The following is a 25,898-nucleotide window of genomic DNA, read 5'->3' as shown; positions in this document are numbered from 1 at the left end:
TGATTTCAATAATACTGAATAATGACATTTATGGGCTGCATGCTTTACTTGGTAATGGCATGCGGCCTATTTTGTTGGAAAAAACTGTAGTTTCTATTAATTTATTTGTATTTTCTTTAGTATATTTGCTTCCCATAATTTTATAGTTTCCAATAAGCAAGCAAAAAACGATGATATTGACAATTACGGCAGCATACGATGTTTGGACGAATGACTTCTATCAGAATAATGAAGCATTGGTATATAGTTTTGGGATAATTGTCATTCTGCTTTTGGTCATCATGATAATCATTTCCATCAGCAAGAGCAAAAGGTTGAAGACGTTGCAGCGCATCAATGAGGTTGCCGAAGAATCCAACCAGCTGAAGAATGCTTTCATCGCTAATATGACTCACGAAATTCGTACTCCTTTGAATGCCATTGTAGGCTTTACAACTATGCTTGCCGAAATGGATAATTTGGACAGAGAAACCCGTATGGCTTTTCTGAAGGAGATTAATGATAACAAGGACTCGCTGCTGCAACTGGTCAATGACTTGCTGGACTATTCGAAGATTGAGGCAAATACTCTGGAATATAACGATGGAGAAGTGGATGTAAACGCGCTGATTGATGAAGTCTGTACGACGGAGAATATGCGCTCGCATCCCACGGGCATTCAGGTGGAGTTTGTAGAACGGCTGCCTCAATGCCGTTTGGTGGTAGACCGCGTGCGTTTTGCCCAAGTCATAGGTAACTTGGTGAGGAACGCCTTGAAGTTTACGGAGATGGGCAGTGTGAAAATCGGTTGCAGGAGATTGAGCAACCATAACTTCTATTTTTATGTGGCAGATACAGGCTGTGGTATCGATGAAGTGGGAAGACATGCCATCTTTGAACGGTTTGTGAAGATGAACTACAATATCAAAGGTACGGGGTTGGGGCTTTCCATCACCAAATCTATTGTGGAGCACTATGGGGGAGGTATCGGTGTGGAGTCTAAGAAAGGGGAAGGCTCCACCTTCTATTTCACGTTGCCTGCCGGTATTGAATACAAAGAGTACGGTAAATTTTGATTTGCCAGTCCAAGAAGGCTCAATCAGCCATTTTCTTCAACTTCTTGAAGTGGCGGATTACTTCCAGATAATCGCGGTCGGTGCAGGCATTGAATTTATTCCATAAGTCACCCATTACAACGGCACCACCGAATCCGTAATCCTTAATCTCCAGTATGTTGTCGGGAGTAATGCCTCCCAAAGCCATGACTCTACTGTCTATGACCTTACTTTTTCCTGCTTGCCGCAACTCTTCGGCTGTGAAGCCGGACGTGACTCCGGACTTTGTGATGCAATTATATATCGGGCTTAGGAACAGATAGTCATAGAAATGCTTCTTGTTCTGCACTTCGTCCAGTGAATGGCAGGTGCAACTGATGTGGCCCGAATAGTCGTGGGGCTCTTTGGGATTGCGGGTGTTTAGATGAATCCCCATCAGGCTGAACTCTTCCTGCAGGTAGAAGTGCTCATGGGTAATGATGCGCTTATGGTATTTTTCGGGTATCAGCGTTAAAAGCCGTTCTGAATACATGGCGGGAGTTTCCGGCTTCCTCAGATGTAGAATATCCAGCCCCTCTTCGAATAGTGCCGTGATAATCTTGTCTTCTTCCACAAAAAATGTGGGTGCTGTTACTACGATGAGTTTCATTTCTTTTGTTTAACTTTTAAGTTTAGCAAAGTTAATGAATACTTATGGTAGAAGCCAAAGAATTTCTTTAAAATATGTTAGATGGCTATTTTAAACAAGAAAACGCATTCTTGAACCTTAGTTGCTCAAGAATGCGTCATTAACATGTTTAGTGGGACCTTGTTGCTTATTTCAGTCTTTTACCTACTACATCCCAGTCGATGATGCTCCACAGTTCGTTCACATGGTCGGCACGGCGGTTCTGGTAATCAAGATAGTAGGCATGTTCCCACACGTCGAATCCGAGTAGCGGAACAAGACCGGCGCGTACCGGATTGCTACCGTTGGCTTCTTTGGTGATGTGGAGTTTGCCGTTCTTGTCGGCAGACAACCAAGCCCATCCGGAGCCGAACAAGCCGACAGCTGCCGCGTTGAATTCCTTCTTGAAATTCTCAAAGCTGCCGAAGTCGCGTTTGATGGCTTCTGCCAGCTTGCCGGTAGGCTCGCTGTGGGCAGGCTTCGGAGCAAACTGTAAGAAGTATAATGTGTGGTTCAACACTTGTCCTGCATTGTTGAAGATGGCACCGTCCGGTGCTGTGGCAACAATGGTTACCAGGTCTTTGCCTTCAAATTCCGTTCCCGGAACGAGGTTGTTGAGGTTGTTCACGTAGGTTTGCAGATGTTTACCGTAGTGGTAATCTATGGTTTGCTGACTGATTACAGGTTCCAGTGCATTGTTAGTGTAGGGAAGTTTTGGCATTTCGTAAGTCATAACTGTTATCATTAAAATCGTTAATATTGTATTCATAAGTTTCAATTATTTAATTTTGGAACTTTACTATATAAACACTATAACCTATAGAAATGTTCGTACGTCTCCGAAGCTTTTTTTATCTTTGCCTCCGTAAAAACAAAGGAAGGAAAAATATCATCATTTTAAGATTATACGGATATGCCCGATTATATAGAGGAACTGAACGAAGGACAACGGAACGCGGTGTTATACAATGACGGTCCGTCACTGGTGATAGCCGGTGCCGGTTCGGGAAAGACGCGCGTGCTGACCTACAAGATTGCTTATCTGCTGGAGAATGGCTACCAGCCTTGGAACATTCTGGCATTGACCTTTACCAACAAGGCGGCGCGCGAAATGAAGGAGCGTATAGCCCGTCAGATGGGGCCGGAGAGGGCGCGCCATCTGTGGATGGGAACCTTTCACTCCATGTTCCTGCGCATTCTGCATGTCGAGGCCGGGCATATCGGCTTCACTTCGCAGTTTACCATTTACGATACGGCAGACAGTAAAAGCTTGATACGTTCCATTATCAAGGAAATGGGGCTGGATGAGAAAGTGTACAAGCCGGGGATGGTGCAGGCGCGTATCTCGAATGCCAAGAATCATCTGGTTTCTCCGGCAGGCTATGCCAACAACAAGGAGGCTTACGAAGGAGACCGTGCTGCCAAGGTTCCGGCGCTTCGCGACATCTACCAGAGATATTGGGAGCGTTGCCGGCGGGCGGATGCGATGGACTTCGACGATTTGCTGTTCTACACATTCCTGCTGTTCCGAGACCACCCCGAGGTGTTGGCACGTTATCAGGAGCAGTTCCGTTACATTCTGGTGGATGAGTATCAGGATACCAATTTTGCACAGCACAGCATCGTGCTGCAACTTGCCAAGAACCATCAGCATGTCTGTGTGGTGGGGGATGATGCACAGAGTATTTACTCCTTCCGTGGTGCCGATATTGACAATATTCTCTACTTTACGAAAGTATATCCCGATACGAAGGTCTTCAAGCTGGAGCAGAATTACCGTTCCACCCAGACCATTGTCCGCGCGGCCAACAGCCTGATAGAAAAGAACCAGTGGCAGATACGCAAGGAAGTGTTCTCGGAAAAGGAGAAGGGAGAGGCCATTGGTGTGTACCAGGCATACAGTGATGTGGAAGAAGGGGATATTGTGGTGAATAAGATAGCTGAACTGCGGCGTGAAAAGCGCTATGCCTACTCTGATTTTGCGATACTCTACCGTACCAATGCGCAGAGCCGTATCTTTGAGGAAGCCATGCGCAAACGCAGTATGCCTTACCGTATTTACGGAGGCTTGTCGTTCTATCAACGCAAGGAAATCAAAGATGTTATTGCTTACTTCCGTCTGATAGTGAATCCCAATGATGAAGAGGCTTTCAAACGTATTATCAATTATCCTGCACGGGGTATCGGAGATACGACAGTGGGAAAAATCATTGCTGCCGCCACCGGGCACAATGTAAGTTTGTGGACCGTGCTTTGTGAGCCGTTGGCGTATGGCTTGAACTTCAATAAAGGTACGGTGGGAAAGTTGCAGGTATTCCGCGAACTTATATCTGCCTTTATCACAGATGCTGCGGAGAAGAATGCCTACGAGATCGGTGCCGACATTATTCGCCAATCGGGCATCATCAATGATGTGTGTCAGGACAACTCTCCCGAGAATCTGAGCCGTAAGGAGAATATAGAGGAGCTGGTGAACGGTATGAGTGATTTTTGTGCCCAACGGCAGGAGGAAGGAAACCCGAACGTGTTGTTGGGTGACTTCCTTTCGGAAGTTTCCCTTCTTACCGACCAGGATTCGGATAAGGATGGGGACGATGAGAAGATAACCCTGATGACTGTACATTCGGCCAAGGGATTGGAGTTCAAGAATGTGTTTGTAGTGGGGATGGAGGAGAATCTTTTTCCCAGCGGCATGGTGGGTGACTCTCCCCGGGCATTGGAGGAAGAACGGCGGCTGTTTTATGTAGCCATCACACGTGCCGAAGAACACTGTTTCCTGTCGTATGCAAAGACACGTTTCCGGTATGGCAAGATGGAGTTCGGCAGTCCCAGCCGTTTCCTGAAGGATATAGATATACGTTTCCTGCGTCTGCCTCAGGATGCGGGAATGTTCCGCAGGGTAGAGGAGGAAGCCGCCGCTTTCCGCAGGGAGAACGCCAGAGGCTTTGCGCCTGATAGGGAAGATGCTCCGTATGGAGGAAAAGAACGTGTGTCTGTACGACCGAAACAGCAGATTATTGCGCCGACCGTTCCACGTAATTTGAAACGGGTGGCGCCTTCTGCAAATACGGCAAGTACATCGCCTTCTGCCGGCGGGTCTGCCAACTGTGTACAGCAGGGACAACTGATAGAGCACGAACGTTTCGGCCTGGGTGAAGTTTTGAAAGTGGAGGGCGAAGGAGACAATGCGAAAGCCACCATCCGCTTCAAGAATGCGGGAGACAAACAACTTTTGCTGCGCTTCGCGCGTTTCAAAGTGCTGTCATAGGATAGTCGCATCTTTTGTCTCACACAAAAACGGGATATTTGTAAGAGGATGATGGTATAAGTGTAGGACCGTGGTATCTTAAAAAAAGACAGTTAGAACGATACATACGGACAATTTAGAATAGTAAATATAGATAGAAGAATGACAAATAAAGACTTTTCCCTTTTCCCTTCTCCCTGCTATATTATGGAAGAAGGATTGCTGAGAAAGAACCTCGCACTGATAAAAAGTGTGGCCGACCGCGCAGGTGTGGAGATAATCCTCGCTTTCAAATCATTTGCCATGTGGCGTTCCTTTCCCATTTTCAGGGAGTATATAGACCACTCTACGGCAAGTTCCGTCTACGAAGCCCGTCTGGCATTGGAGGAGTTCGGAAGTAAGGCACATACGTACTCGCCTGCCTATACCGAGGCCGATTTTCCGGAGATAATGCGGTGCAGCAGCCATATTACTTTCAATTCGCTTTCGCAGTTCCACCGCTTTTATCCGGTAGTGGTGGCGGAGGGAAGCGGCATTTCCTGCGGTATCCGTATCAATCCTGAATACTCTGAGGTGGAAACGGAGCTTTATAATCCCTGCGCACCCGGTACCCGCTTCGGTGTAATGGCCGACCCGCTTCCCGAAGAACTTCCGGCGGGTATTGAAGGTTTTCACTGTCATTGTCACTGCGAGTCTTCTTCCTACGAGCTGGAACACACATTGGAGCACTTGGAAGGAAAATTCTCCCGCTGGTTCTCACAGATTAAGTGGTTGAATTTAGGAGGCGGGCATCTGATGACGCGTAAGGATTATGATGTAGAGCATCTTGTCCGTCTGTTGCAGGGCTTGAAGGGGCGCTATCCACATCTTCAAATCATTCTTGAGCCCGGTTCCGCTTTTACTTGGCAGACCGGTGTGCTGAGCTCGGAGATAGTGGACATCGTGGAAAACCGCGGCATTCGTACCGCCATTCTCAACGTTAGCTTTACGTGCCACATGCCGGATTGTCTGGAGATGCCCTATCAGCCTGCAGTGCGTGGAGCGGAGATGGGCGATGCGGGCCCTTACGTCTATCGCCTTGGAGGAAACTCCTGCTTGAGCGGCGACTATATGGGACTGTGGAGTTTCGACCATGAGCTGCAGATAGGGGAGAGAATCGTCTTTGAGGACATGATACATTACACCACTGTAAAGACGAATATGTTCAATGGAATTCACCATCCGGCCATTGCAATGTGGACAAAAGAAGGAAAAGCTGAAGTTTTCAAGCAATTTTCTTATGAAGATTATCGTGGGCGAATGAGTTGATAATCAAAAGTCTGCTTGTATGCCTGGCGAAAATGTACACTTTTCTGTGTGAAAAAAGTCTGCGGAATGTTTGCAGGTTTAAGGAAAATATCTACCTTTGCATCCGCAATCGCGGAAATAGCTCAGTTGGTAGAGCATAACCTTGCCAAGGTTAGGGTCGCGAGTTCGAGTCTCGTTTTCCGCTCAACGCAGTTTAGATTGCAATTACCTATGCCCAGGTGGCGGAATTGGTAGACGCGCACGTTTCAGGTGCGTGTGTCGAGAGGCATGCAGGTTCGAGTCCTGTTCTGGGCACCAAGGTAAAGCAGTCGGTTCTTTGAATTGTTGAAAGTAAGTTGGAGAGGTGGCGGAATTGGTAGACGCGCTACTTTGAGGGGGTAGTGACAATTATGTCGTGGGAGTTCGAGTCTCCTTCTCTTCACGCTTTTATACATTGCGGAAATAGCTCAGTTGGTAGAGCATAACCTTGCCAAGGTTAGGGTCGCGAGTTCGAGTCTCGTTTTCCGCTCTTTCAGATGTATTGAAGATGACTTATGCCCAGGTGGCGGAATTGGTAGACGCGCACGTTTCAGGTGCGTGTGTCGAGAGGCATGCAGGTTCGAGTCCTGTTCTGGGCACTTTACTCCTCAAAAAAGGAGAGTCATCCCATGCGGAAATAGCTCAGTTGGTAGAGCATAACCTTGCCAAGGTTAGGGTCGCGAGTTCGAGTCTCGTTTTCCGCTCTTTTCAGATAAAAAAATCCCGCAAGCATTGTTCGGTGCTTGCGGGATTTTTTTGTTGTATGGAAGTTGTTGTTACAGTTTCTGTAATGAGAATCCGAGTATCATTCCGTCGTAGCTGTTGGCCAGCGAGCCGATACTCTTCAGAGTGGAGTTGCTGCTTTTGCTGGAGAGGAAGGTTATCAGTTTCAGTAGCTTGTCCGATTCGAACAGCAGGTCCATAGTTGTGGAGGTAGCGTTGACCTTGGCATTCATACCTATCAGCTTGGCGAATTTCAAGTTGACCTTTTGGGTGGATGCATCGTAGGAGTAGCTTCCCTTCATGCTCTTTTGCCCTACTTTGGCGCTGAATGTGCTGTCGGCGTTGAATGTGAATGACATTTGCCCGGCTTTGATGCCTACTTTGGCAAGCTGTTCGTCCAGTTTCTTTTCTGCGGCTGTGGCGGCAACGGCACCGCCGGCTTTCTGCAGCAGGTTGTCCGATTCGAATTCAATGGCGGAGCCGGTATACGACCAAGTGCCGGTCATATCCGCTGTTGACTTGCCGGTCACGGCATTTACCGCCTTCTCTATATTTTCTTTGTTGAACAAATCCTTGATGGATTGTGCGTGACTATTGCCGGTCAGCAGTAGTGCGGCAACAAACAGTTGCCAAAAAACTAATCTTTTCATTTTACTTATGTCTATTGTTTGCTATTCAGGCTTTTGTTGATACTTTCGATATAGTCCAGCAACTCTTTCCGTCCCATGCGGTTTTCAGAAGAGGTGATGAAGTAGGGGGGCAGCTCTTCCCATTGTTCCTTCAACTGTTCCAGGTATTCGTTGATGTGGGTGTTCAGTCTGCCGCCTTTCAGTTTGTCGGCCTTTGTGAAGACGATGGCAAAGGGTACACCGTTCTCGCCCAGCCATTCCGTAAACTCGAGGTCGATGGCTTGGGGAGCCAGCCGGCTATCTATAAGAACAAACAGACAAGTCATCTGTTCGCGTTGCAGTATATAACTTTCTATAATACGTTTGATTTGTTCCTGCCCTTTCTGTCCCCGTTTGGCGTAGCCGTATCCCGGAAGGTCTACAATGTACCAACTCTTGTTGATGAGGAAATGGTTGATGAGCATGGTCTTTCCCGGTGTGGCAGAGGTCATGGCAAGCCCTTTTCTCCCGGTCAGCATATTGATGAGACTGGATTTTCCTACGTTGGAGCGTCCGATGAAAGCATATTCGGGAAATGTACCGGCGGGGCATTTCCGCACGTCTGTGTTACTGATGACGAATTCAGCGTTTGTAATATCCATTTTGTTGCCTTTTTGGGGTTTTACGTGTGGCAAAGGTAGCACTAATTTCATAAGTTTGCACTATCTTTGTCCAGAAAGCGAAGATAGGCTGCACCTCAGCATAAAAAATGAACGAGTTCATTTTATTCTGCATTCGGTTTGCACTATCTTTGTGGTCAATAGGAGAATTTTAAGTATGAATGGACAGTTTCCCTCTACATTATTGGAGAAGGCGGTAAATGAGTTTGCCAAGTTGCCCGGAGTGGGACGCAAGACGGCTATGAGGCTGGTTCTTCACCTGCTCCGCCAGGATACGGCAGTGGTGGAAGCGTTCGGCAATGCCATCGTGACGCTGAAGCATGAAGTGAAATATTGCAAGGTATGCCATAATATATCAGATACGGAGACGTGCTGCATCTGTTCCAGTCCGCAACGGGACGCCTCTGTGGTTTGTGTGGTAGAGAACATCCGCGATGTGATGGCTGTGGAAGCCACACAACAGTTCCGTGGTTTGTATCACGTGCTGGGAGGTGTCATCTCGCCGATGGATGGCATTGGCCCCGGAGACTTGCAGATAGAAAGCCTTGTGCAGCGGGTAGCCGCCGGCGGCATCAATGAAGTGATTCTTGCGCTGAGCACGACGATGGAGGGAGATACCACCAACTTTTATATCTACCGCAAGCTGGAAAAACTGGGCGTGAAGCTCTCTGTCATAGCCCGTGGCATTTCCATCGGTGACGAATTGGAGTATACGGATGAAGTGACTCTGGGACGCAGTATTGTGAACCGCACTCCATTTTCCGGAACTGCCTGATTGTTTGGGCCATTATCAATTATTCATTATCCACTATCAATTTACTAAATGGAAGAACAAATAAAGAAGACCGCAGCGCGTGTCCGAACAACTTTTGCCTATTTCTGGATGCTTCCCATCCTGCTCGTTCTACTTGGAGAAACCGGAGGCGGATGGGTAGGTATGTATGCCGGAGATGTACGTGCCACCTATATGGCTGAGACGGTAACCATTCTGCTGGCTGCCTCTTGCGTACCCATAGCCTTGAAACTCTTTTCATGGGTATTAATCCGGAAAATAGATGTAGTGACGCTTCCCGAAGCCCTCCGCCTCTATGCGCTGTGGAGTGGCGTGCGGCTGGCATTGCTTGCCATACCGGTGCTTGCAGGCTTTTTCACCTATTATATCATGTTGAGCAGTACGGGTGCACTGTGTGCACTGATAGGACTGACGGCTTCTCTGTTCTGCCTACCGGGTGAGGGACGCCTGCGTAAAGAACTGCATATCAATAAAGAAGAAGAAATGTAACCGACTGGAAGATATGAATAAATCTTATTTCTGCAGTGAAAGGGTGCGTCTCCGTGCTATGGAGCCGGAAGACCTGGAAGTGATGTATGCTATGGAGAATGATTCCCAGACTTGGGATGTGACGAACTTCACCGTACCCTATTCCAGATTTGTCTTGAAACAATATATTGAGAATTCCGAATGCGATATGTTTGCCGACCGCCAGCTGCGTATGATGATTATACGTGTAGAGGATGATGCGGTGATAGGCACTATCGATATTACAGAGTTTTCTCCCATGCATGCCCGGGGAGAGGTGGGTATTGCCATACGGAAGGAGTATCAGGGCAATGGTTATGCCAAGGAAGCGCTGCGTTTGCTGTGCGACTATGTTTTCAGTTTCTTGTATCTGAAACAGTTGATAGTCCATATCTCGGTGGATAATGAGGCAAGTATCCGCCTTTTTGAATCCTGCGGTTTTGTGCGTTGTGGGCTTTTGAGGGAGTGGTGGCGCGTAGGAGGGTGCTATAAGGATGTCGTACTGTTGCAACTTCTCCGCAGCACTAATTGAACGTTGGAATCTGGGGGAAGCGCGACCATATTTCATATTTTGCTCCCAGCTTGCACAATGCCTTCTTCCAGAGTGTGCCGCTGGCCGCCTCGTCCATTAGCGAACTGATGTTTTCTTTGCCTACCAGCCAGGTGTTTTCTTCAATTTCCCGGCCCAGCTGTTCGTACTCCCAGCCGGAGTACCCCAAAAAAAATCTGATTCTGCCTTTAACGGGATTTCCCTGCATGATGTAGTCTTTAATGGCTTCAAAATCACCGTTCAGGTAGAAGCCTTTGCCGATGGGCAATGCTCTGGTAATGCCCTTGAGCGTGTGTAGATAGAACAACGTATCTGTGCTGAGCGGTCCTCCTTTATAGATAGGTATGTTTTCCGGGCAGTCGAAGTCTTTCAGCACATCATTCAAGAATAGGGGGAGCGGTTTGTTCAGAACCAGTCCCATTGTGCCGTCATGTGTATGGTCCACCAGTAGAATGACGGATCGCCCAAACATATGGTCACACAAAAAGGGTTCGGAAATCAAGACCTTTCCCCGGGCAGGAACCACATGGTTTGTTTCTATCTTGAATAGATCTATATTGCTATACATGCCCCTAATATACATAATATTCCACAATAAACAAAAGTTCTTCGCTGTTTTTCATTTTAAAAGTTTCTTTTCTCAGATTTTATGGCTTTTTTTATTCGGAGAAAATACTTAAGTTTGCAAGTAATTGGCAATTTAATGCAATGAAATATACTACATTATATACGTTAATTTTAGGGCTGTTTTCTATAGGATGGACGGATTGCCCGGAGGATTTTATGGAGCGTATGCAGCGTCCGGGACATTCTGAAATACAGCTTTCTAAAGTGACGATAAGTGGCCGTGTGCTGGATGAAAGCGGGTTTCCGCTGGCCGGTGCCACTATTCAAGAGAAAGAAACTGCCAATGGTGCGATAGCGGATTCGGAAGGAAAATTCACTCTGGTGGTTGCCGATAATGCAGTGCTTCGTGTTTCGTTTATCGGCTACATTTCCCAGGATATTGAGGTGGAAGGACGTTCGACCTTTCATATCACGCTAAGAGAAGATATGATAGAGCTGGATAACGTTATTGTTACCGCTTTGGGTATCGAAAAGAAAGAAAATTCTCTTTCTTACGCCACAGATTTAATAAAAAACGAGGAGTTGACGCGAGTAAAAATGCCCAACTTAATTACTTCGTTGACCGGCAAGTCGGCAGGTGTGCGTGTTAATCAGGTTTCTTCCGGTCTGGGAGCCTCAGCCAAAGTCAGTATCCGTGGAATCCGCTCGGTGGCGAGTGACAACCAACCGCTGTATGTGATAGACGGTGTTCCCATTCTGAACTCCACTTCCGAGCAAGCATACTCTGCCATAGGTGGAACGGCCAATGCCGGCAACCGTGACGGAGGAGATGGCATTTCCAATCTGAATCCTGAGGATATAGAGAGTATCAGTATCCTGAAAGGAGCTCCAGCGGCAGCTTTGTATGGTAGTCAGGCCGCCAATGGGGTGATACTGATTACTACAAAGAAGGGGCAGTCGCACGGGCAGCGCAGTGTTTCTTTCTCGACGAGCCTAATGTTCGACAATGCTTTTGCGCTACCCAAGATGCAGAACCGCTATGGAGTAAGTGACGGTGTGGACAGTTGGGGAGAACGGGCAAACCTTCCCGAATACGATAATCTGAGAGACTTCTTCTCTACTGGTGTCACCTCCATAACTTCCATCTCCTTGAGTCACGGCAATGAGAAGTTGCAGAACTATTTCTCCTATGCTAATACTACGGGGCATGGCATCATTGGGAAACATAACCTTTCGAAGCACAACCTCACTTTCAGAGAGACTTCCGTTCTGTTGAATTCCCGTCTGAAGTTAGATGGCAGTATGAACTTGATGCGCCAGGTGGTGAAGAACAAGCCTACCGTGGGTGGTTTCTACATGAATCCTTTGGTGGGGCTCTACCGTTTTCCACGGGGTGAGGATATTTCTTATTATAAGGAGAACTTCGAGGTTTATGATGAGGGTAGAAACCTGAACATACAGAATTGGCATACCTCCTACGAGGATTTTGAGCAGAATCCCTACTGGATTACCAATCGCATATTGAGCAAGGAGAACCGTATGCATGTCATAGTCTCCTTATCTGCCAATCTGAAGATAAACGATTGGTTAAGCCTGCAGGCCCGTGGCAATGTAGACTATATTAACGACAAGGTGCGCCAGCAGTTCTATGCCTCTACCGCTCCGGCGTTAGCGGGAGCCAATGGGCGTTATATCGAGATGGACTATCAGGAAACCCAATATTACGGAGACGCCATACTGATGATGAAAAAGCAGTGGGATGCATTCTCTCTCAACGCGGCGCTCGGTGCCAGTATCAATGACAAGACAGTGAACTCCACCCGCTATGACTCTAAAACAGCTTCGCTGAAATATGCCAATGTGTTCAATCTGGCCAATATCATCATGAATGGTTCCGCTGGGCTGGACCAGAAGATTGATGCGCGGCGCCAATTGCAGTCCTTGTTTGCGACGGCACAACTGGGCTACAACGAGTTTGTCTATCTTGATTTGTCGGCCCGTAATGACTGGTCTTCCACGCTGGCTTATACATCTCATGAGAAAAGCGGGTTCTTCTATCCCTCCGTGGGATTTTCGCTGATATTCAATAAGCTGATGACTTTACCCCGATGGGTGTCACTGGCAAAGATAAGGGGGGCATACAGCATGGTGGGCAATGATATTCCCATGTTCATCACAAATCCTTCCTCGCATATCACGGCGGGTGGAGAGTTCCTGGCAAGTGATGCCGCGCCGTTCAAGGATATGGAACCGGAGATGACGCATTCCTTTGAGGCGGGTATAGAAGCGCGTTTTTTAAAGAACCGCATTGGTTTGAATGCCACTTTCTATAAGACGAATACCCGGAACCAGTTCTTCAAGCTTCCCACTCTGTCGGGCGATAAATATGCCTACCGTTATGTCAATGCGGGTAATATACAGAATGTGGGGTGGGAGGTTTCATTGGATGCCGTTCCTTTGCTGACAAACCATTTCAAGTGGAAAACAGAGGTAAACTTCTCCACCAACCGCAACAAGATAATTTCACTGCACGAAGCGCTGAAGGAGTTTCTTTACGGTCCTACCAGCTTCTCGTCCAGTTATGCCATGAAATTGGTGAAAGGGGGCTCTATCGGTGACATCTACGGAAAAGCTTTTGTACGTGACGATGCGGGCAATATCGTTTACGGCACGGAAGGAGACAATACCGGCATGCCTTTGGTGGAAGGTGATGGCAATACGGTGAAAGTGGGCAATGCCAATCCAAAACTGATGCTGGGCTGGAATCATATGCTGTCTTACAAGAATTTTTCTTTCTATTTTCTGGTGGATTGTCGCTTTGGAGGCGATATTTTGTCCCAGACGCAGGCGGATATGGATATGTATGGCGTTTCTGAAGTCACGGCCCGGGCCAGAGACAAAGGTTATGTAATGCTTGAAGGTAACCGGATAGATAATGTGAAAGGATTTTATAAGAATGTTGTAGGCGGACGGGCCGGGGTGACGGAATATTATATGTATGATGCCACGAACATCAGGCTGCGTGAGCTGTCCGTGGGCTACCAACTGCCTGCTGCCTGGATGGAAAAGACCAAAGTCCTCAAGCGGGCACAACTGTCCTTTTCGGGACGCAACTTGTTCTTCTTCTACAAAAAGGCGCCTTTCGACCCTGACCTGGTACTCTCTACGGGCAACGATAACCAGGGAATTGAAGTCTACGGTATGCCTACCACGCGTAGTTGGGGATTTTCTTTGAAGTGTGAATTTTAAGAGGGGGAGGGAGACTTGATATGAAGAGGATTATAGTACTGATTGGCATGGTTTTCGTGTTTCTGGCTTGTACGGGAGACTTTAAGGAAATCAATACGGACAAGTCCGGCGTGACGGACGAGGACTTGCAGGCCGACTATAACGAACATGGCATCCGTCTTGGAATCATCCAGCAAGGCATCTATTTCAATTACGACTACGGAAAGGGGAAGAACTGGCCTTTTCAGTTGACCCAGAATTTGAATGCCGACATGTTCAGCGGTTACATGCACGATGCCAAGCCTCTGAATGGAGGTTCGCACAATTCGGACTACAACTTGCAGGATGGATGGAACAGCGCCATGTGGGGACATACCTATGAGTATGTTTTCCCGCAGATATATCAGTCGGAGAATGCCACACGTGATCGCATGCCTGCCTTTTTCGGCATTACCAAGATACTGAAGGTGGAAGTGATGCACCGTGTCACGGACTATTACGGCCCTATTGTGTATAGTCATTTTGCCGATCTCGAAGCCCGTTATATGCCCGACACGCAGAAAGAGGTCTATAATGCATTTTTCTGTGAACTTGATACGGCTGTAGCTGTACTTTCCGATTATATTGTCGAGCATCCGGGAGCTTCGGAGTTTGCGCGTTTCGATATGTTGTTGGACGGTGATTATGACTCTTGGATAAAGTTTGCCAACTCGTTGAGGATGCGGCTTGCCATGCGCATTGCGGTAGCCAGTCCGGAGAAGGCAAAAACGGAATTCCGTAAAGCGATGGATAATGAATACGGAGTCATTCGGGAGGCGGACGAGTCGGTGGCGGTTTCCACGGCGAGTGGATATACCAATCCGTTGGGCGAGATAAACCTTGTTTGGAATGAAGCTTATATGGGAGCGCCGATGGAGTCCATACTGAACGGATATGAAGATCCCCGTCGTGAAATCTATTTTGCCACTTGCCAGGATGAACAGTTTGCAGGCGAGTATCGCGGCATTCGTCAGGGTACATGCTTTGCACATAACTATTATAATACACTCTCAAAATTGAAAGTTACCCAGCAGACTGATGCAGTGTTGATGCCGGCAGCAGAAGTCTGGTTCCTGCGTGCCGAGGCTGCCCTACGGGGATGGACCGATGAGTCGGTGAAAACCTGCTATGAAGAAGGGGTAATGGCTTCTTTCCGTCAGTATGGCATCTTGCAGTCCGATGCTTATCTGGAGAGCGACTTGTTGCCTGCCGATTTTGTGGATACCTACGATATGGAGAATGATATTACCGCCCGTTGTCAGGTTTCGCCACGCTGGCTGGAGTCAGCGGATAGGGATACGAAACTGGAGAAGATTATTACCCAAAAATGGATTGCCATGTTTCCTGAAGGGTGTGAAGCTTGGGCGGAACAGCGCCGGACGGGGTATCCCCGGCTATTCCCCGTGCGCTTTAATCACAGTAAAGACGGGTGTATAGATACTGAGACAATGATTCGCCGTCTGAACTTTCCCGGCGGACTGAAGACGGAGAATGCCGAGCAGTATGCCGCTTTGGTAGAGGCACTGGGTGGAGATGACAATGCCGGTACCCGATTGTGGTGGGATACCGGCATCAACTGGTAGAGATACCTTATTATTATATAGGGATATTTTTTATTGGATGGGGTGATTCTCGGCAAAAATTGCCATACGTTCGTCCAACTGGTCGTACTGATGGTCTTGGATAAAGGAAGTGCAGGCACGTAATCCTTCCTGATGGCTTCCGGTGGTCACCAGTGAAATGGCGCTTACACCGTAGTACATTAGTTCCCGCGCAAGTTCTCCGCTACTCATGCCCGGGTAACCGATGGTGAAATAGAAACCGTCGGCAACGGGATCACCCAAATCATTGTCGTATACCAAGTGGAAACCGTGGCGCAAGAAGATTTCTTTCAGGCGGCGGGCACGTTCACCGTATACTTTCACTTCATCAAGAAAGTTGTATTGATCTTCATTAGCTGCTTTAAGCATGGCGGCAAGAGCATACTGAGCAGAGTGGCTGGTGCCGGAGGAGAGTGCATAGAGTACGCGGTGGATGAATACTGTGCCGAAGGTGCCGCCGCCGTAGCGTTGTGTCAGCCCGGGATAGGCCCGGTGATACAGTTTGTCCGAAATGCAGCTGACACCGATACGTTGACCGGCATAGCTGAAAGCTTTGGAACCGGAAATGAGCAGCACGTAATAGTCCGTATAGTGTGCCACAGAAGGTTGGTAAGGCGCTTGGAACGGTTTGCTCAAGTCTTGGCGGAAGTCCATGGCAAAGTAGGCGAGGTCTTCCAACACAATGACGTCATATTGGGTTGCCAGTTCGCCGATGATGCGCAACTCTTCTTCTTTCAGGCAAATCCAGCTGGGGTTGTTGGGATTGGAATAGACGATGGCAGAGATATTGCCTTTGCTGAGGTAACTTTCCAGCTTCGCTTTCAACTTGTCGCCACGGTAGTCATATACGTCAAAGGTTTCATATTTCTGTCCCATCACGACCAACTGCTGCTTCTGTACCGGGAAACCGGGATCGATGAAGAGAATGGTATCCTTTTTCTCATCGCACTGGCTACATGTGAGGAATGAAGCGAAAGTTCCTTGCATGGAGCCGGTAACTGGTACACAACCTTCGGGGGCTACATCTACATTGATAAAGGCTTTGATAAAACGTGCTGCTTCCTCTTTCAAGGCGGGAAGTCCGTTAATGTCCGGGTAGAGGCTGGCAATACCATTCTGCAATGCCTCCACCTCGGCCTTTACGCCGACGGCTGAGGGGGGGAGTCCGGGTACACCCATTTCCATTTTTATGAATTCCACACCCGATGCCGCTTCGGCATTGGCTGCAATGGCTTTTACTTCACGGATGGTTGCTTTGGCAAAGTCTGTGATATGAAAATCTGCGATAGTTTCATCTATCAACTTACGTTCAATAGGAGTATTTCTCATGATTTCAATATTAATTTAGTTTTGCAAAGGTAACATAAATCTCTTATAATCAAGCTATGTTAAAAAAAAGATGATTTTTTTTCTTTCAAGCTATTGCAGATATAAGAATTTTGTCTACCTTTGCAACCGCAATCGAGAGAGATAGCAACGAAAGAATGAAATAATGGTGCGTTAGTTCAGTTGGTTAGAATACATGCCTGTCACGCATGGGGTCACGGGTTCGAGTCCCGTACGCACCGCGAAAGTAAATAATAAATTAAAGCAAAGCTCTGAAATTCAAGGATTTCAGAGTTTTTTTTGTTTTCTGTATCGGCAAGAATAACGATTAAAAAAAAATCATGCGTGGGATTATTCGTGGGATTTCTGCCAGTCTTACTATACTCATCTGATGAACTTGAACTTTCTTGCGGTATAATCGGGAATTCGGGTACAAATATCCGTAAATCATATACACCTTCGCTTGTGCTATCGCGGTACCTTTGTCATCAGAAGTTTAACAAGAAAAATAGAGTAATATAGCGTATGGCAAAAACAATTTTAGGAGTTCTGTCACTGCTTGTCATAATGTCGTGCAGTATTCCCGTAAAGGAGAACACCGTTCAACCCAATATAATGGAAACGAACAAGAAAAATCTCGGAAATCTGTTGGCGCTCTATCCCAAGCCGATGACGGTTGTTGGGGCGGAGGTTGAAGGGAAAGTAAACTGGCTAGTGGTAGGGCATACGGGTGTTATTGGACATGAGCGGATACTCATCAGCATGAGTAAAAGCCATTACACTAATCAAGGGATAAAGGACTCAAAACGACTTTCCGTCAATCTAGTGAGTCGTGAAATATTGCCGAAAGCTGACTATGTGGGAAGTGTAAGCGGTGCGACGGTCGATAAGTCGGAGGTGTTTGCCTACCATATTGGCGAAAACGGTACCCCCGTTATAGACGCATCACCCCTCACCATGGAGTGTGAGGTGGTAGACATCTATGAAACTGAAGGTTTCGACAATTTCATTTGTGCGATAGTCAATACATACGCTGCTCCTGAAGTGCTTGATAATAACGGGAAACTTGACTATACGAAGCTGAAACCCGTATTGTTTGAATTTCCGACCTATTCCTACCTTGCCACGGGAGAGATTATCGGCAAATGCCTGAATCTGGATAAGCAGCCGGGTATGTGCGCCAAAGAGCCGATGAGTGCTGACGGTATCGTGCGGTTGTCGAAAATCGAGGTTTATCCGCAGTATCTCGACGAGTATATGAAATACGCAACCGAAGTAGGCGAAATCTCTCTGCGTACCGAATCGGGCGTACTGACTATGTATGCGGTCGGCGAGAAGGAGAATCCCTGTAAGGTGACTATTCTCGAAACCTATGCGAGCCATGCGGCTTATGAAAAACATATTGCATCAGAACACTTTCAGAAATACAAGCAAGGAACGTTGCACATGGTCAAATCATTGGTCTTGTCTGACCAGACGCCACTTAATCCGGCTAACAAGCTCAATAACTTCATGCAATAAATAGAACGACTATGAACAAGATTTTTTTAATTTCAGTATTCAGCATTTTAACACTCAATGTTATGGCACAAGAAAAGATAGTACAGACAGCAGGACGCACCCAGTTGGGTGAGTTTGCTCCTAAATTTGCGGAACTAAACGACGATGTCCTCTTTGGCGAGGTCTGGAGCCGCACCGACAAACTCGGTCTGCGTGACCGTAGTTTGGTAACTATAACTTCTCTTATCAGTCAAGGAATCACGGATAATTCGCTCGTGTTCCACCTTCAGTCGGCAAAAAAGAACGGCATCACCCGTACGGAGATTGCTGAAATCATCACCCATATCGGATTCTATGCCGGTTGGCCCAAAGCGTGGGCAGCGTTTAATCTGGCCAAAGGCGTATGGGCAGAGGACACCGCCGGTGAAGATACCAAAGCCGCGTTCCAGCGTGAAATGATTTTCCCCATTGGAGAACCGAACACAGCATACGCACAGTACTTCATAGGTAACAGCTATCTTGCTCCCGTTTCACGTGAGCAGGTTTCCGTCTCTAACGTCACTTTCGAGCCTCGTTGCCGCAATAACTGGCACATACACCGTGCTACTAAAGGCGGTGGACAGATGCTTATCGGTGTTGCCGGTCGTGGGTGGTATCAAGAAGAAGGCAAGCCGGTAGTAGAGATTCTACCCGGTACGGTTATCCATATCCCTGCAAATGTGAAGCATTGGCACGGTGCTGCTTCTGATGGTTGGTTTGCCCATCTTGCTTTCGAAGTTCCCGGTGAGGATACTTCTAATGAATGGCTAGAGCCGGTGACGGATGAAGAATACGATAAACTTAAATAACACCACCCACACTCCCGTAATTCAAGCGATTACGGGAGTTTTTGTTTTATGGAGCTATGATTTAGTAGCTGGAGGGGACAGCATAATCCGTAATTTGGGTATAGATACCGGGGATTTATCTACACGGCATATGACGGATACCGCCTATTTTTGCATTATCATTAATTTGGTAATAAAAATTAAATAGGAGAAATTATGACTACGAACGAATTTAAAGAATATGTAAAGACGCGTCAAGCGCTTAATACGGAGGAGATACACCGTTTTATGGACGAAATGAGCAGTGAAGCCAGGCGTATCACTTTCCGGCTGAACACCGCATACTATACGCCGGACGAAGTACGTGAGTTGCTATCCGAATTGTTCGGTTATCAAGTTCCGTCATCGTTCCGGGTATTTCCGCCGTTTTATGCCGATTTCGGGAAGAATATAACAGTGGGCGAAGGCGTATTTATTAATGCCTGCTGTCATTTTCAAGACCATGGTGGTGTGATAATCGGCGACGGATGCCAAATTGGGCATAATGTAGTCTTTGCAACGCTCAATCATGGTTTGCCTCCGGCTGAACGCCAAACTACCTATCCGGCACCAATTGTACTAGGCAAGAATGTCTGGGTAGGTTCTAATTCAACGATTCTTCAAGGAGTGACAATTGGTGACAATGCTGTGGTGGGAGCTGGAGCGGTCGTGACGAAAGATGTGGAAGCAAATACAATAGTAGGTGGTGTCCCCGCAAAATTGATAAAGAGAATAGAATAATAAAATTGAAAACAAGATGAAAATAATATCAAATACAGCATTTGGCGGAGAAAGACCTTTGTTCGAATTGCATGACTTACGTATGGAGAATGTAGTTATCCGTGCTGGAGAATCAGCCATCAAGGAATGCAGCAACATCGAAGCTGTTGATTGTCGGTTCGAAGGAAATTATCCCTTCTGGCATGTTCACGGATTTGTTATCGACCGTTGTTTTTTCGATGTCGGCGGGCGTTCGGCACTGTGGTATTCCGACCATCTGAAAATGACTGATACGCGTATCGATGCACCCAAAATGTTTCGCGAGATGCATGACATCGAAATAGAGAATGTAGAGATAAACGATGCCAATGAGGTGTTCTGGCGTTGTAAAAATCTGAATATCAAAAATCTGAAACTGCATGGAGGAACTTATCCGTTCATGTTCAGCAGCGACATCCGCATAGACGGATTGGAAAGCGACAGCAAGTACGTTTTCCAGTATGTGAAGAATGTGGAGTTGCGCAATGCCAAAATCACTACGAAGGATGCCTTCTGGGAGGTGGAGAATGTGACAATCTACGATTCTGAACTCAACGGCGAATATCTCGGCTGGCATTCGCACAATCTCCGGTTGGTGAATTGCCATATAACCGGTGAGCAACCGCTCTGCTATGCCCACGACCTCGTACTGGAGAATTGCACCTTTGGTCCCGACTGCGACCGGGCTTTTGAATATAGTTCGGTGCAGGCAACCATCAAAGGAACAATAGGCGGGGTGAAGAATCCACGGACAGGCTGTATCACTGCCGAAAGCTATGGGGAAATCATTCTCGACGAAAATATAAAGGCGCCTGCCGATTGTGAGTTGAGGCTTTGGGATGGTAACTGGATTTATAAATTATGAAATACGATTTCGATACAATCATCTCGCGTCGCGGGACGAATTCTTATAAATGGGATACTCCCGAAGAGGAGAATGTACTGCCCATGTGGGTGGCGGATATGGATTTTCGTACAGCACCCGCTATTATCGATGCCTTACAAAAGCGGGTGGCGCACGGTATTTTCGGTTATACAAAAGTACCCGAAGCCTATTATGATGCGGTTGTCCGGTGGTTCGATGACCGGCATCGCTGGCAGGTTGATTCCCGGTGGATTATCTATACGAGTGGTGTCGTGCCGGCTCTGTCAGCCATTATCAAAGCCTTGGCCATGCCGGGTGATAAAGTCATCGTTCAGACTCCTGCCTATAATTGTTTCTACTCATCTATCCGTAATGACGGATGCGAGTTGTTTGCCAATAATCTCGTTTATCAGGATGGCCGCTACGTAATCGACTTTGCCGATCTTGAAAGGAAAGCTTCCGATCCGAAAGCAAAAATCCTGCTGCTGTGCAATCCTCACAATCCGGTCGGACGGGTCTGGACTCCGGAAGAACTGCAGCATATAGGTGATATTGGTTTACGGAATGAGGTGTTTGTCGTGGCGGATGAGATTCATTGTGAACTGACTTACGAAGGATATGACTACACACCCTTTGCCTCCTTGTCCGAACGCTTTTTGCAAAATTCCGTCACTTGCGTTTCGCTGAGTAAGGCGTTCAACCTTGCCGGGTTGCAAATCGCCAATATCATCGCAGCCGATGAAGAGGTGCGCCGCCGTATTGACAGAGCCATTAACATCAACGAGGTATGCGACGTCAATCCGTTCGGCGTAATCGCCACAATGGCAGCTTACAACGAAGGTGGGGAATGGCTCGATGCCTTGCGGAAATATCTGCGGGGGAATTACGAATACCTCTGCTGCTTTTTCAAGGAACGGTTACCACAATATCCCGTGCTGCCACTCGAAGGAACTTATTTGGTTTGGATAGACTGCCGTGCTTCCGGTATCAGCTCAGATGTTGTCGCCTTGCGTTTGCAAGAACAACAGCATCTGATGGTCAATTCCGGTACGATGTACGGTCCCGGTGGAGAGGGCTTTATCCGGCTGAATATCGCTTGTCCCCGGGCTCTGCTTGCTGATGGACTGGAACGGATGGCCCGTTTATTCTATCGTGAAGTCTTCTGATTTAAATCCGCTGTAATACCTACCGGCGAAGGCGGTGAACTTCAGGACACAATAATCGGGATCAGTCACTCCTTCGGGGTAGTACATAGTGTCGCCTTCCTGCCATATCATTTCCTTACTGGTGCTGTCCGTCAGTATCTCCATCGTGCCGCGCAGCATTACGCCCTTGAAGAAGCGTGTGTTGCAGACGTAAAGGCATGCCCGGTTATTTTTGAGAAATTGCGAAACGCGCATCGACGAGGTGTTCGTTGATAGGTAAATGTGTTTGAGCCCTTCCCTTTTGCGGGTTTGCAACATGGCCTTGATGTTGGGAAAGCCTTCGGCATCCACCGAACCGACAAAGATGGTTTTTTCCTTGTCAATCATGTTTCCTACTGTTTTTTCTGCATCTCTCATTGTTTGTTTTTTTTATGGGTTATTGTTTCAAGGGCAAAGATAGCCGGTAAGTGGAACTTTTGTACAATAAAAAAGAAGGAGGATATGTCACTTTTCACGGTTTCTCCATTTTCCGGTAGGCGAGGGGAGTATACCCTATACATTGTCGGAAACTACGTACAAAGTAGGAGACGGTTGAGAAATGGAGTTCGGAGGCTATTTCTGAAATGGGGAGGTCGGTGTAGGTGAGCAGACGCTGGGCTTCGTCTGTAACCTTGTTGAGTATGTACTGCTTGGCGTTGATGTTTATGGCCGAAGAGAGGATTTCGTTCAGATAGTTGGGAGTGATGCATAGTTTATCGGCATAGAATTGTACAGAATGCTGCTCCCGGAAGTGCTCCCCAACCAATTCGAAGAATCGGCTGAGGTGGAAGCTGCTGATATCTTTATGTGGCTCCTTACCCGTCTCCGGAGGGATAGAGGTGCGGTAGGCACGGTTGAGTAGCATGAGGACTTCGTAAAGTAAGGCGCGTAATATGCCCGTATCGTGTGGGTGGAAAGAGTCGATTTCGACCTTTATGTCGTGCAGAAGTTGGAGTATTCGTGCATAGAGCCCGTTCGGCAGTTGGAGTTTGTCTACCATTTTTCCCATTCGGAAGAACGGGAGGTGCTGCACGAATAGTGGGTCTTTGAAGAAAGAGGTCAAAAAGGTATCCTCAAAAATTAGAGCATGACCGTTGCCGATACGGTCTGTGTCCCAACTGCGCACCTCACCTGGTTTGGAGAAGAATACATCACCGGGAGCTGCCAAGTGTGTCCGGTTACCGATAGTGAATTCTCCTTCTCCTTCTGTGATGAAGGTGATGTCATAGTAGGTCAGAATATGTACTTTTCCCTGGGTCAAGAATTTCCGGGTATACTGCAAATCAACGACATCTATCAGAAGTTCGCTTCCGTACTTAGTTTTGTAGAAATTGTATCGTGGGATGGCATTTTTCATGGCTTAACATTGTATGATGGCAGTAAAGTTAGAGAAAAAGCTGCTCCGTACAATAGCGAATAGGAAAATGTTGGGTAAAGACCGGGAGTTTTGTTTATCTTTGCACCCGCAATTATCAATCGCCTTGCAACGATTGTCTGGAATTATCATATTATGAAACAGAAACGAATACCATTGGTGGGCAGACAATACCTTGTGCCCTTCATTTTGATTACCTCTCTTTTCTTTTTGTGGGGATTTGCCCATGCCATTCTGAATGTACTGAACAAGCACTTTCAAGAGATACTGGATATCACGAAGACACATTCGGCCTTTATACAGATGACGATGTATATGGGATACTTCATTATGGCCATTCCTGCAGGACTTTTCATCAGTCGCTTCGGATACCGCCGGGGTGTGGTATTCGGTCTGTTGCTCTACGGCATCGGTTCGCTGCTCTTTATCCCCGGGCAGCATTATCTGTCTTTTAATCTTTTCTTGTTTGCATTGTTCGTGATAGGCTGTGGACTGACGTTTCTTGAAACTGCCGCCAATCCTTATGCCACAGAATTGGGCGCAAAGGAAACTGCTGCCAGTCGGCTGAATTTCGCGCAATCCTTCAACGGTCTGGGATGTATCTGTGCACCGGTACTGGCTGGACTGCTGCTCTTCTCGAAGGATGGGCAGACGGGCTCGGGTAATGTCGCATTGCCCTATATCTGCATGGGGGTAATTGTGTTGCTGGTAGCGTTGGTCTTTTCAAGAATCAAGTTGCCCGAGATTGAACATAGTGTGGAGGTGGACGAAGCTGGTAATAAGGTCGGATTGTGGTCACACCGGCTTTTCATTTTCGGGCTGATAGCCTTGTTTGCCTATGAGGTCGGCGAGATTTCCATCAACAGCTTCTTCATCAACTACGTGGTGGAGCAGAATTGGATGAATGCCCGCGAAGCTTCCGTAGTGCTTTCTTTCGGTGGACTGGGATTATTTATGTTAGGACGTTTTGCCGGTAGCTGGATTATGGGACGTGTGCGTGCCGAGAAGATGTTGCTGGTTTGTGCTACGGGCACTGTGATGACTACCTTGTTGGTGTTGCTGGATGTAGGAATGGTGTCGCTTGCAGCTCTGTTGTGCGGATATGCATTTGAGGCTATTATGTTTCCCACGATTTTTGCACTTTCCTTGCGCGGGCTGGGCAACCATACCAAGAGGGCTTCCTCTTTCCTGATGATGTCTCCCGTGGGAGGCGTGGTAGGTCCGCTGTTGATGGGACTGGTGGCAGACCATACGACGATGGTGTGGGCGTTCATCGTACCGCTGGTTGCCTATTGCGTGGTGTGGGCATATGCCCGCAAGATGGTGTCCGTCTCTACCGCTTCTTCAATATAGAAGGAAGCCTGCGACTCCGGCAAGGATTATCAGTAAGATAGGGTGGAGGTTCCACTTCCACGTCACGCCGAAAGCGGCTGCAAAGATAAGTATGCTTTTGTAATCTATGAAATTTTCCTTGTTCATCAGCAATAGGGCAGCAGCAGCTATCAATGATACGGACATGGGCAGCAGTCCCGACATTGCCGCCTTGATGTATTTGTTGTCCTTGCATTTCACGAAGAAGTAAGAGATGAGCAATACCAGGATGAACGAGGGAAGACATACTGCAATGGTGGTCACGACAGCTCCCCACACGCTTTGAGTAACTGCATAGCCCACATAGGTGGCACTGTTGATGCCTATCGGACCAGGCGTCATCTGCGAGATGGCCACTACGTCCGTGAATTGTTGCAGGGTGAGCCAGTGATGGTGGTCCACCACCTCATATTGGATGAGGGACAACATGGCGTAACCGCCTCCGAAACCGAACATTCCGATTTTTAGATATACCAATATCAGCTGCCAATAAATCATATCTGTAATTTTCTCAGTTTATCTTTTAACCATAATGTATAGAGCATTCCTCCTGCAATTCCTGCAAGGACAATGTATACGGGGGATAGCCCGAATTGCCAGATGAGTATGGTGGCGATGGCTGGAAGCACCAGTTGCCAATACTTCAGCTTCAGTGCCCGTGCAGCCGAAATGCAGGGTATCACAATCAGTGCGACTACTGCCGGACGGATACCGTTAAAGATGCGTATCATCACCTGGTTGTCCTGAAAATGAGCGAAGAACATGGCTATCAGCATCATGATGACAAAAGAGGGGAGGATTGTGGCAAGTGCACACACCAGGCTACCTTTTACTTTATGCAGCTTGTAGCCGACGAATATGGATATATTGACAGCAAAAACACCGGGAAGTGACTGGGTCAACGCAAACATTTCCATGAAATCTTCTTTACTCATCCATCTCTTTTTTACGATTTCCCGTTCAATGAGAGGTATCATAGCGTATCCGCCACCGATAGTGAACATTCCTATCTTGGCAAAGGTCATAAAAAGCAGTAAATATTTCATTATTTCTCTTCGGGTGACTTTCTTTTGCAAAGAAAC

The 25,898-nt window shown here is 47.3% G+C and carries 24 protein-coding genes and 7 tRNA genes; 21 read left to right on the top strand and 10 right to left on the bottom strand.

The window, feature by feature from the left end; all coding sequences use genetic code 11:
- The first annotated feature begins 170 nt into the window (after window positions 1-170).
- Entirely contained in the window at window positions 171-1,055 is an 885-nt protein-coding gene (locus DXD78_RS11495) for a sensor histidine kinase KdpD (RefSeq protein ID WP_005828359.1), read from the top strand.
- A gap of 19 nt (window positions 1,056-1,074) precedes the next feature.
- Here DXD78_RS11495 and DXD78_RS11490 read toward each other — a convergent pair whose 3' ends face one another.
- Together DXD78_RS11490 and DXD78_RS11485 are read right to left on the bottom strand one after the other, a co-directional pair.
- Window positions 1,075-1,683 carry a thiamine phosphate synthase gene (locus DXD78_RS11490; protein WP_005836515.1) on the bottom strand — a complete coding sequence of 203 codons (609 nt, stop codon included), beginning with the start codon at window positions 1,681-1,683 and terminating at the stop codon, window positions 1,075-1,077.
- A gap of 166 nt (window positions 1,684-1,849) precedes the next feature.
- Window positions 1,850-2,470, bottom strand: a complete 621-nt coding sequence (locus DXD78_RS11485; protein ID WP_005828364.1) for a superoxide dismutase — start codon at window positions 2,468-2,470, stop codon at window positions 1,850-1,852.
- Window positions 2,471-2,614: 144 nt separating this feature from the next.
- Between DXD78_RS11485 and DXD78_RS11480 the strand changes: the two genes are divergently transcribed.
- The 8 genes from DXD78_RS11480 to DXD78_RS11440 all read left to right on the top strand — a co-directional run bounded on the left by DXD78_RS11480 (window position 2,615) and on the right by DXD78_RS11440 (window position 6,978).
- Entirely contained in the window at window positions 2,615-4,969 is a 2,355-nt protein-coding gene (locus DXD78_RS11480) for an ATP-dependent helicase (RefSeq protein WP_009036958.1), read from the top strand.
- 141 nt (window positions 4,970-5,110) lie between these two features.
- A complete protein-coding gene (gene nspC / locus DXD78_RS11475) occupies window positions 5,111-6,256 on the top strand; it encodes a carboxynorspermidine decarboxylase (protein WP_009036959.1) in 1,146 nt (381 codons plus the stop codon).
- Window positions 6,257-6,367: 111 nt separating this feature from the next.
- Window positions 6,368-6,440, top strand: a tRNA-Gly gene (locus DXD78_RS11465).
- A gap of 28 nt (window positions 6,441-6,468) precedes the next feature.
- Window positions 6,469-6,553: transfer RNA gene (locus DXD78_RS11460), tRNA-Leu, on the top strand.
- A gap of 40 nt (window positions 6,554-6,593) precedes the next feature.
- A tRNA-Leu gene (locus DXD78_RS11455) sits at window positions 6,594-6,677 on the top strand.
- Between the two features lie 14 nt (window positions 6,678-6,691).
- Window positions 6,692-6,764 (top strand) — tRNA-Gly (locus tag DXD78_RS11450).
- 27 nt (window positions 6,765-6,791) lie between these two features.
- A tRNA-Leu gene (locus DXD78_RS11445) sits at window positions 6,792-6,873 on the top strand.
- Window positions 6,874-6,905: 32 nt separating this feature from the next.
- Window positions 6,906-6,978, top strand: a tRNA-Gly gene (locus DXD78_RS11440).
- Between the two features lie 72 nt (window positions 6,979-7,050).
- On the opposite strand, the gene DXD78_RS11435 is transcribed toward DXD78_RS11440, so the two are convergent.
- Window positions 7,051-7,647: a DUF4923 family protein gene (locus DXD78_RS11435; RefSeq protein ID WP_009036960.1), complete on the bottom strand. Its 597-nt coding sequence runs from the start codon at window positions 7,645-7,647 to the stop codon at window positions 7,051-7,053.
- An 11-nt stretch (window positions 7,648-7,658) separates the two neighbouring features.
- A complete protein-coding gene (gene yihA / locus DXD78_RS11430) occupies window positions 7,659-8,267 on the bottom strand; it encodes a ribosome biogenesis GTP-binding protein YihA/YsxC (protein WP_009036961.1) in 609 nt (202 codons plus the stop codon).
- Window positions 8,268-8,442: 175 nt separating this feature from the next.
- On the opposite strand from yihA, the gene recR reads away from it, so the two are divergent.
- The 3 genes from recR to DXD78_RS11415 are packed head-to-tail and all read left to right on the top strand — an operon-like array spanning window position 8,443 to window position 10,117.
- On the top strand, window positions 8,443-9,060 hold the full coding sequence (gene recR, locus DXD78_RS11425) for a recombination mediator RecR (protein ID WP_009036962.1): 618 nt from the start codon (window positions 8,443-8,445) through the stop codon (window positions 9,058-9,060).
- A gap of 48 nt (window positions 9,061-9,108) precedes the next feature.
- Window positions 9,109-9,567: a hypothetical protein gene (locus DXD78_RS11420; RefSeq protein ID WP_009036963.1), complete on the top strand. Its 459-nt coding sequence runs from the start codon at window positions 9,109-9,111 to the stop codon at window positions 9,565-9,567.
- A gap of 13 nt (window positions 9,568-9,580) precedes the next feature.
- Window positions 9,581-10,117, top strand: coding sequence for a GNAT family N-acetyltransferase (locus tag DXD78_RS11415; RefSeq protein ID WP_034528745.1), 537 nt, complete (start codon window positions 9,581-9,583; stop codon window positions 10,115-10,117).
- Here DXD78_RS11415 and DXD78_RS11410 read toward each other — a convergent pair.
- Window positions 10,110-10,703 (bottom strand): YqgE/AlgH family protein, encoded by a 594-nt coding sequence (locus tag DXD78_RS11410; protein ID WP_008663291.1) that lies wholly within the window; start codon window positions 10,701-10,703, stop codon window positions 10,110-10,112. The genes DXD78_RS11415 and DXD78_RS11410 overlap by 8 nt on opposite strands.
- A gap of 140 nt (window positions 10,704-10,843) precedes the next feature.
- On the opposite strand from DXD78_RS11410, the gene DXD78_RS11405 reads away from it, so the two are divergent.
- Window positions 10,844-13,951: a SusC/RagA family TonB-linked outer membrane protein gene (locus tag DXD78_RS11405; RefSeq protein ID WP_009036965.1), complete on the top strand. Its 3,108-nt coding sequence runs from the start codon at window positions 10,844-10,846 to the stop codon at window positions 13,949-13,951.
- Between the two features lie 20 nt (window positions 13,952-13,971).
- On the top strand, window positions 13,972-15,552 hold the full coding sequence (locus DXD78_RS11400; protein ID WP_005824658.1) for a SusD/RagB family nutrient-binding outer membrane lipoprotein: 1,581 nt from the start codon (window positions 13,972-13,974) through the stop codon (window positions 15,550-15,552).
- 30 nt (window positions 15,553-15,582) lie between these two features.
- Here the strand turns inward: DXD78_RS11400 and DXD78_RS11395 are convergent, their stop codons facing one another.
- Window positions 15,583-16,899 carry a pyridoxal phosphate-dependent aminotransferase gene (locus tag DXD78_RS11395; protein ID WP_009036966.1) on the bottom strand — a complete coding sequence of 439 codons (1,317 nt, stop codon included), beginning with the start codon at window positions 16,897-16,899 and terminating at the stop codon, window positions 15,583-15,585.
- 165 nt (window positions 16,900-17,064) lie between these two features.
- Between DXD78_RS11395 and DXD78_RS11390 the strand changes: the two genes are divergently transcribed.
- The 6 genes from DXD78_RS11390 to DXD78_RS11365 all read left to right on the top strand — a co-directional run bounded on the left by DXD78_RS11390 (window position 17,065) and on the right by DXD78_RS11365 (window position 22,052).
- Window positions 17,065-17,138 (top strand) — tRNA-Asp (locus DXD78_RS11390).
- A gap of 283 nt (window positions 17,139-17,421) precedes the next feature.
- Window positions 17,422-18,417, top strand: coding sequence for a flavin reductase (locus DXD78_RS11385; protein WP_009038626.1), 996 nt, complete (start codon window positions 17,422-17,424; stop codon window positions 18,415-18,417).
- An 11-nt stretch (window positions 18,418-18,428) separates the two neighbouring features.
- Window positions 18,429-19,244, top strand: a complete 816-nt coding sequence (locus DXD78_RS11380; RefSeq protein WP_009038625.1) for a carboxymuconolactone decarboxylase family protein — start codon at window positions 18,429-18,431, stop codon at window positions 19,242-19,244.
- A 195-nt stretch (window positions 19,245-19,439) separates the two neighbouring features.
- A complete protein-coding gene (locus DXD78_RS11375) occupies window positions 19,440-20,003 on the top strand; it encodes a sugar O-acetyltransferase (RefSeq protein WP_009038624.1) in 564 nt (187 codons plus the stop codon).
- A gap of 16 nt (window positions 20,004-20,019) precedes the next feature.
- A complete protein-coding gene (locus tag DXD78_RS11370) occupies window positions 20,020-20,886 on the top strand; it encodes a DUF3737 family protein (protein ID WP_009038623.1) in 867 nt (288 codons plus the stop codon).
- Window positions 20,883-22,052 carry a MalY/PatB family protein gene (locus DXD78_RS11365; protein ID WP_009038622.1) on the top strand — a complete coding sequence of 390 codons (1,170 nt, stop codon included), beginning with the start codon at window positions 20,883-20,885 and terminating at the stop codon, window positions 22,050-22,052. Before DXD78_RS11370 ends, DXD78_RS11365 begins: the two co-directional genes overlap by 4 nt.
- Here the strand turns inward: DXD78_RS11365 and DXD78_RS11360 are convergent.
- A complete protein-coding gene (locus DXD78_RS11360) occupies window positions 22,029-22,448 on the bottom strand; it encodes a pyridoxamine 5'-phosphate oxidase family protein (protein WP_009038621.1) in 420 nt (139 codons plus the stop codon). The genes DXD78_RS11365 and DXD78_RS11360 overlap by 24 nt on opposite strands.
- Before the next feature lie 94 nt (window positions 22,449-22,542).
- Window positions 22,543-23,427, bottom strand: coding sequence for an AraC family transcriptional regulator (locus tag DXD78_RS11355; RefSeq protein WP_005836553.1), 885 nt, complete (start codon window positions 23,425-23,427; stop codon window positions 22,543-22,545).
- Window positions 23,428-23,580: 153 nt separating this feature from the next.
- On the opposite strand from DXD78_RS11355, the gene fucP reads away from it, so the two are divergent.
- Window positions 23,581-24,798, top strand: coding sequence for an L-fucose:H+ symporter permease (gene fucP / locus DXD78_RS11350; RefSeq protein WP_009038620.1), 1,218 nt, complete (start codon window positions 23,581-23,583; stop codon window positions 24,796-24,798).
- Here the strand turns inward: fucP and DXD78_RS11345 are convergent.
- Complete coding sequence (locus DXD78_RS11345; RefSeq protein ID WP_005825387.1) at window positions 24,790-25,314, bottom strand: chromate transporter; 525 nt, start codon at window positions 25,312-25,314, stop codon at window positions 24,790-24,792. The genes fucP and DXD78_RS11345 overlap by 9 nt on opposite strands.
- The gene (locus DXD78_RS11340) at window positions 25,311-25,862 is read right to left on the bottom strand and encodes a chromate transporter (RefSeq protein WP_005825383.1); all 552 of its coding nucleotides are present in this window, start codon (window positions 25,860-25,862) and stop codon (window positions 25,311-25,313) included. The genes DXD78_RS11345 and DXD78_RS11340 overlap by 4 nt, the downstream gene beginning before the upstream one ends.
- Window positions 25,863-25,898: the final 36 nt, after the last annotated feature.

Source organism: Bacteroides sp. D20 (assembly GCF_003436255.1).
Classification (GTDB): domain Bacteria; phylum Bacteroidota; class Bacteroidia; order Bacteroidales; family Bacteroidaceae; genus Bacteroides; species Bacteroides uniformis.
Note: the sequence above shows the minus strand (reverse complement) of the source record. Positions and strands in the feature narration are given on the sequence as shown.

Excerpts from the sequence above, each read along its gene's own strand:
- DXD78_RS11495 (WP_005828359.1), top strand. The coding sequence starts at position 171 with ATGATATTGACAATTACGGCAGCATACGATGTTTGGACGAATGACTTC.
- DXD78_RS11490 (WP_005836515.1), bottom strand. The coding sequence starts at position 1,683 with ATGAAACTCATCGTAGTAACAGCACCCACATTTTTTGTGGAAGAAGAC.
- DXD78_RS11485 (WP_005828364.1), bottom strand. The coding sequence starts at position 2,470 with ATGAATACAATATTAACGATTTTAATGATAACAGTTATGACTTACGAA.
- DXD78_RS11480 (WP_009036958.1), top strand. The coding sequence starts at position 2,615 with ATGCCCGATTATATAGAGGAACTGAACGAAGGACAACGGAACGCGGTG.
- nspC (WP_009036959.1), top strand. The coding sequence starts at position 5,111 with ATGACAAATAAAGACTTTTCCCTTTTCCCTTCTCCCTGCTATATTATG.
- DXD78_RS11435 (WP_009036960.1), bottom strand. The coding sequence starts at position 7,647 with ATGAAAAGATTAGTTTTTTGGCAACTGTTTGTTGCCGCACTACTGCTG.
- yihA (WP_009036961.1), bottom strand. The coding sequence starts at position 8,267 with ATGGATATTACAAACGCTGAATTCGTCATCAGTAACACAGACGTGCGG.
- recR (WP_009036962.1), top strand. The coding sequence starts at position 8,443 with ATGAATGGACAGTTTCCCTCTACATTATTGGAGAAGGCGGTAAATGAG.
- DXD78_RS11420 (WP_009036963.1), top strand. The coding sequence starts at position 9,109 with ATGGAAGAACAAATAAAGAAGACCGCAGCGCGTGTCCGAACAACTTTT.
- DXD78_RS11415 (WP_034528745.1), top strand. The coding sequence starts at position 9,581 with ATGAATAAATCTTATTTCTGCAGTGAAAGGGTGCGTCTCCGTGCTATG.
- DXD78_RS11410 (WP_008663291.1), bottom strand. The coding sequence starts at position 10,703 with ATGTATAGCAATATAGATCTATTCAAGATAGAAACAAACCATGTGGTT.
- DXD78_RS11405 (WP_009036965.1), top strand. The coding sequence starts at position 10,844 with ATGAAATATACTACATTATATACGTTAATTTTAGGGCTGTTTTCTATA.
- DXD78_RS11400 (WP_005824658.1), top strand. The coding sequence starts at position 13,972 with ATGAAGAGGATTATAGTACTGATTGGCATGGTTTTCGTGTTTCTGGCT.
- DXD78_RS11395 (WP_009036966.1), bottom strand. The coding sequence starts at position 16,899 with ATGAGAAATACTCCTATTGAACGTAAGTTGATAGATGAAACTATCGCA.
- DXD78_RS11385 (WP_009038626.1), top strand. The coding sequence starts at position 17,422 with ATGGCAAAAACAATTTTAGGAGTTCTGTCACTGCTTGTCATAATGTCG.
- DXD78_RS11380 (WP_009038625.1), top strand. The coding sequence starts at position 18,429 with ATGAACAAGATTTTTTTAATTTCAGTATTCAGCATTTTAACACTCAAT.
- DXD78_RS11375 (WP_009038624.1), top strand. The coding sequence starts at position 19,440 with ATGACTACGAACGAATTTAAAGAATATGTAAAGACGCGTCAAGCGCTT.
- DXD78_RS11370 (WP_009038623.1), top strand. The coding sequence starts at position 20,020 with ATGAAAATAATATCAAATACAGCATTTGGCGGAGAAAGACCTTTGTTC.
- DXD78_RS11365 (WP_009038622.1), top strand. The coding sequence starts at position 20,883 with ATGAAATACGATTTCGATACAATCATCTCGCGTCGCGGGACGAATTCT.
- DXD78_RS11360 (WP_009038621.1), bottom strand. The coding sequence starts at position 22,448 with ATGAGAGATGCAGAAAAAACAGTAGGAAACATGATTGACAAGGAAAAA.
- DXD78_RS11355 (WP_005836553.1), bottom strand. The coding sequence starts at position 23,427 with ATGAAAAATGCCATCCCACGATACAATTTCTACAAAACTAAGTACGGA.
- fucP (WP_009038620.1), top strand. The coding sequence starts at position 23,581 with ATGAAACAGAAACGAATACCATTGGTGGGCAGACAATACCTTGTGCCC.
- DXD78_RS11345 (WP_005825387.1), bottom strand. The coding sequence starts at position 25,314 with ATGATTTATTGGCAGCTGATATTGGTATATCTAAAAATCGGAATGTTC.
- DXD78_RS11340 (WP_005825383.1), bottom strand. The coding sequence starts at position 25,862 with ATGAAATATTTACTGCTTTTTATGACCTTTGCCAAGATAGGAATGTTC.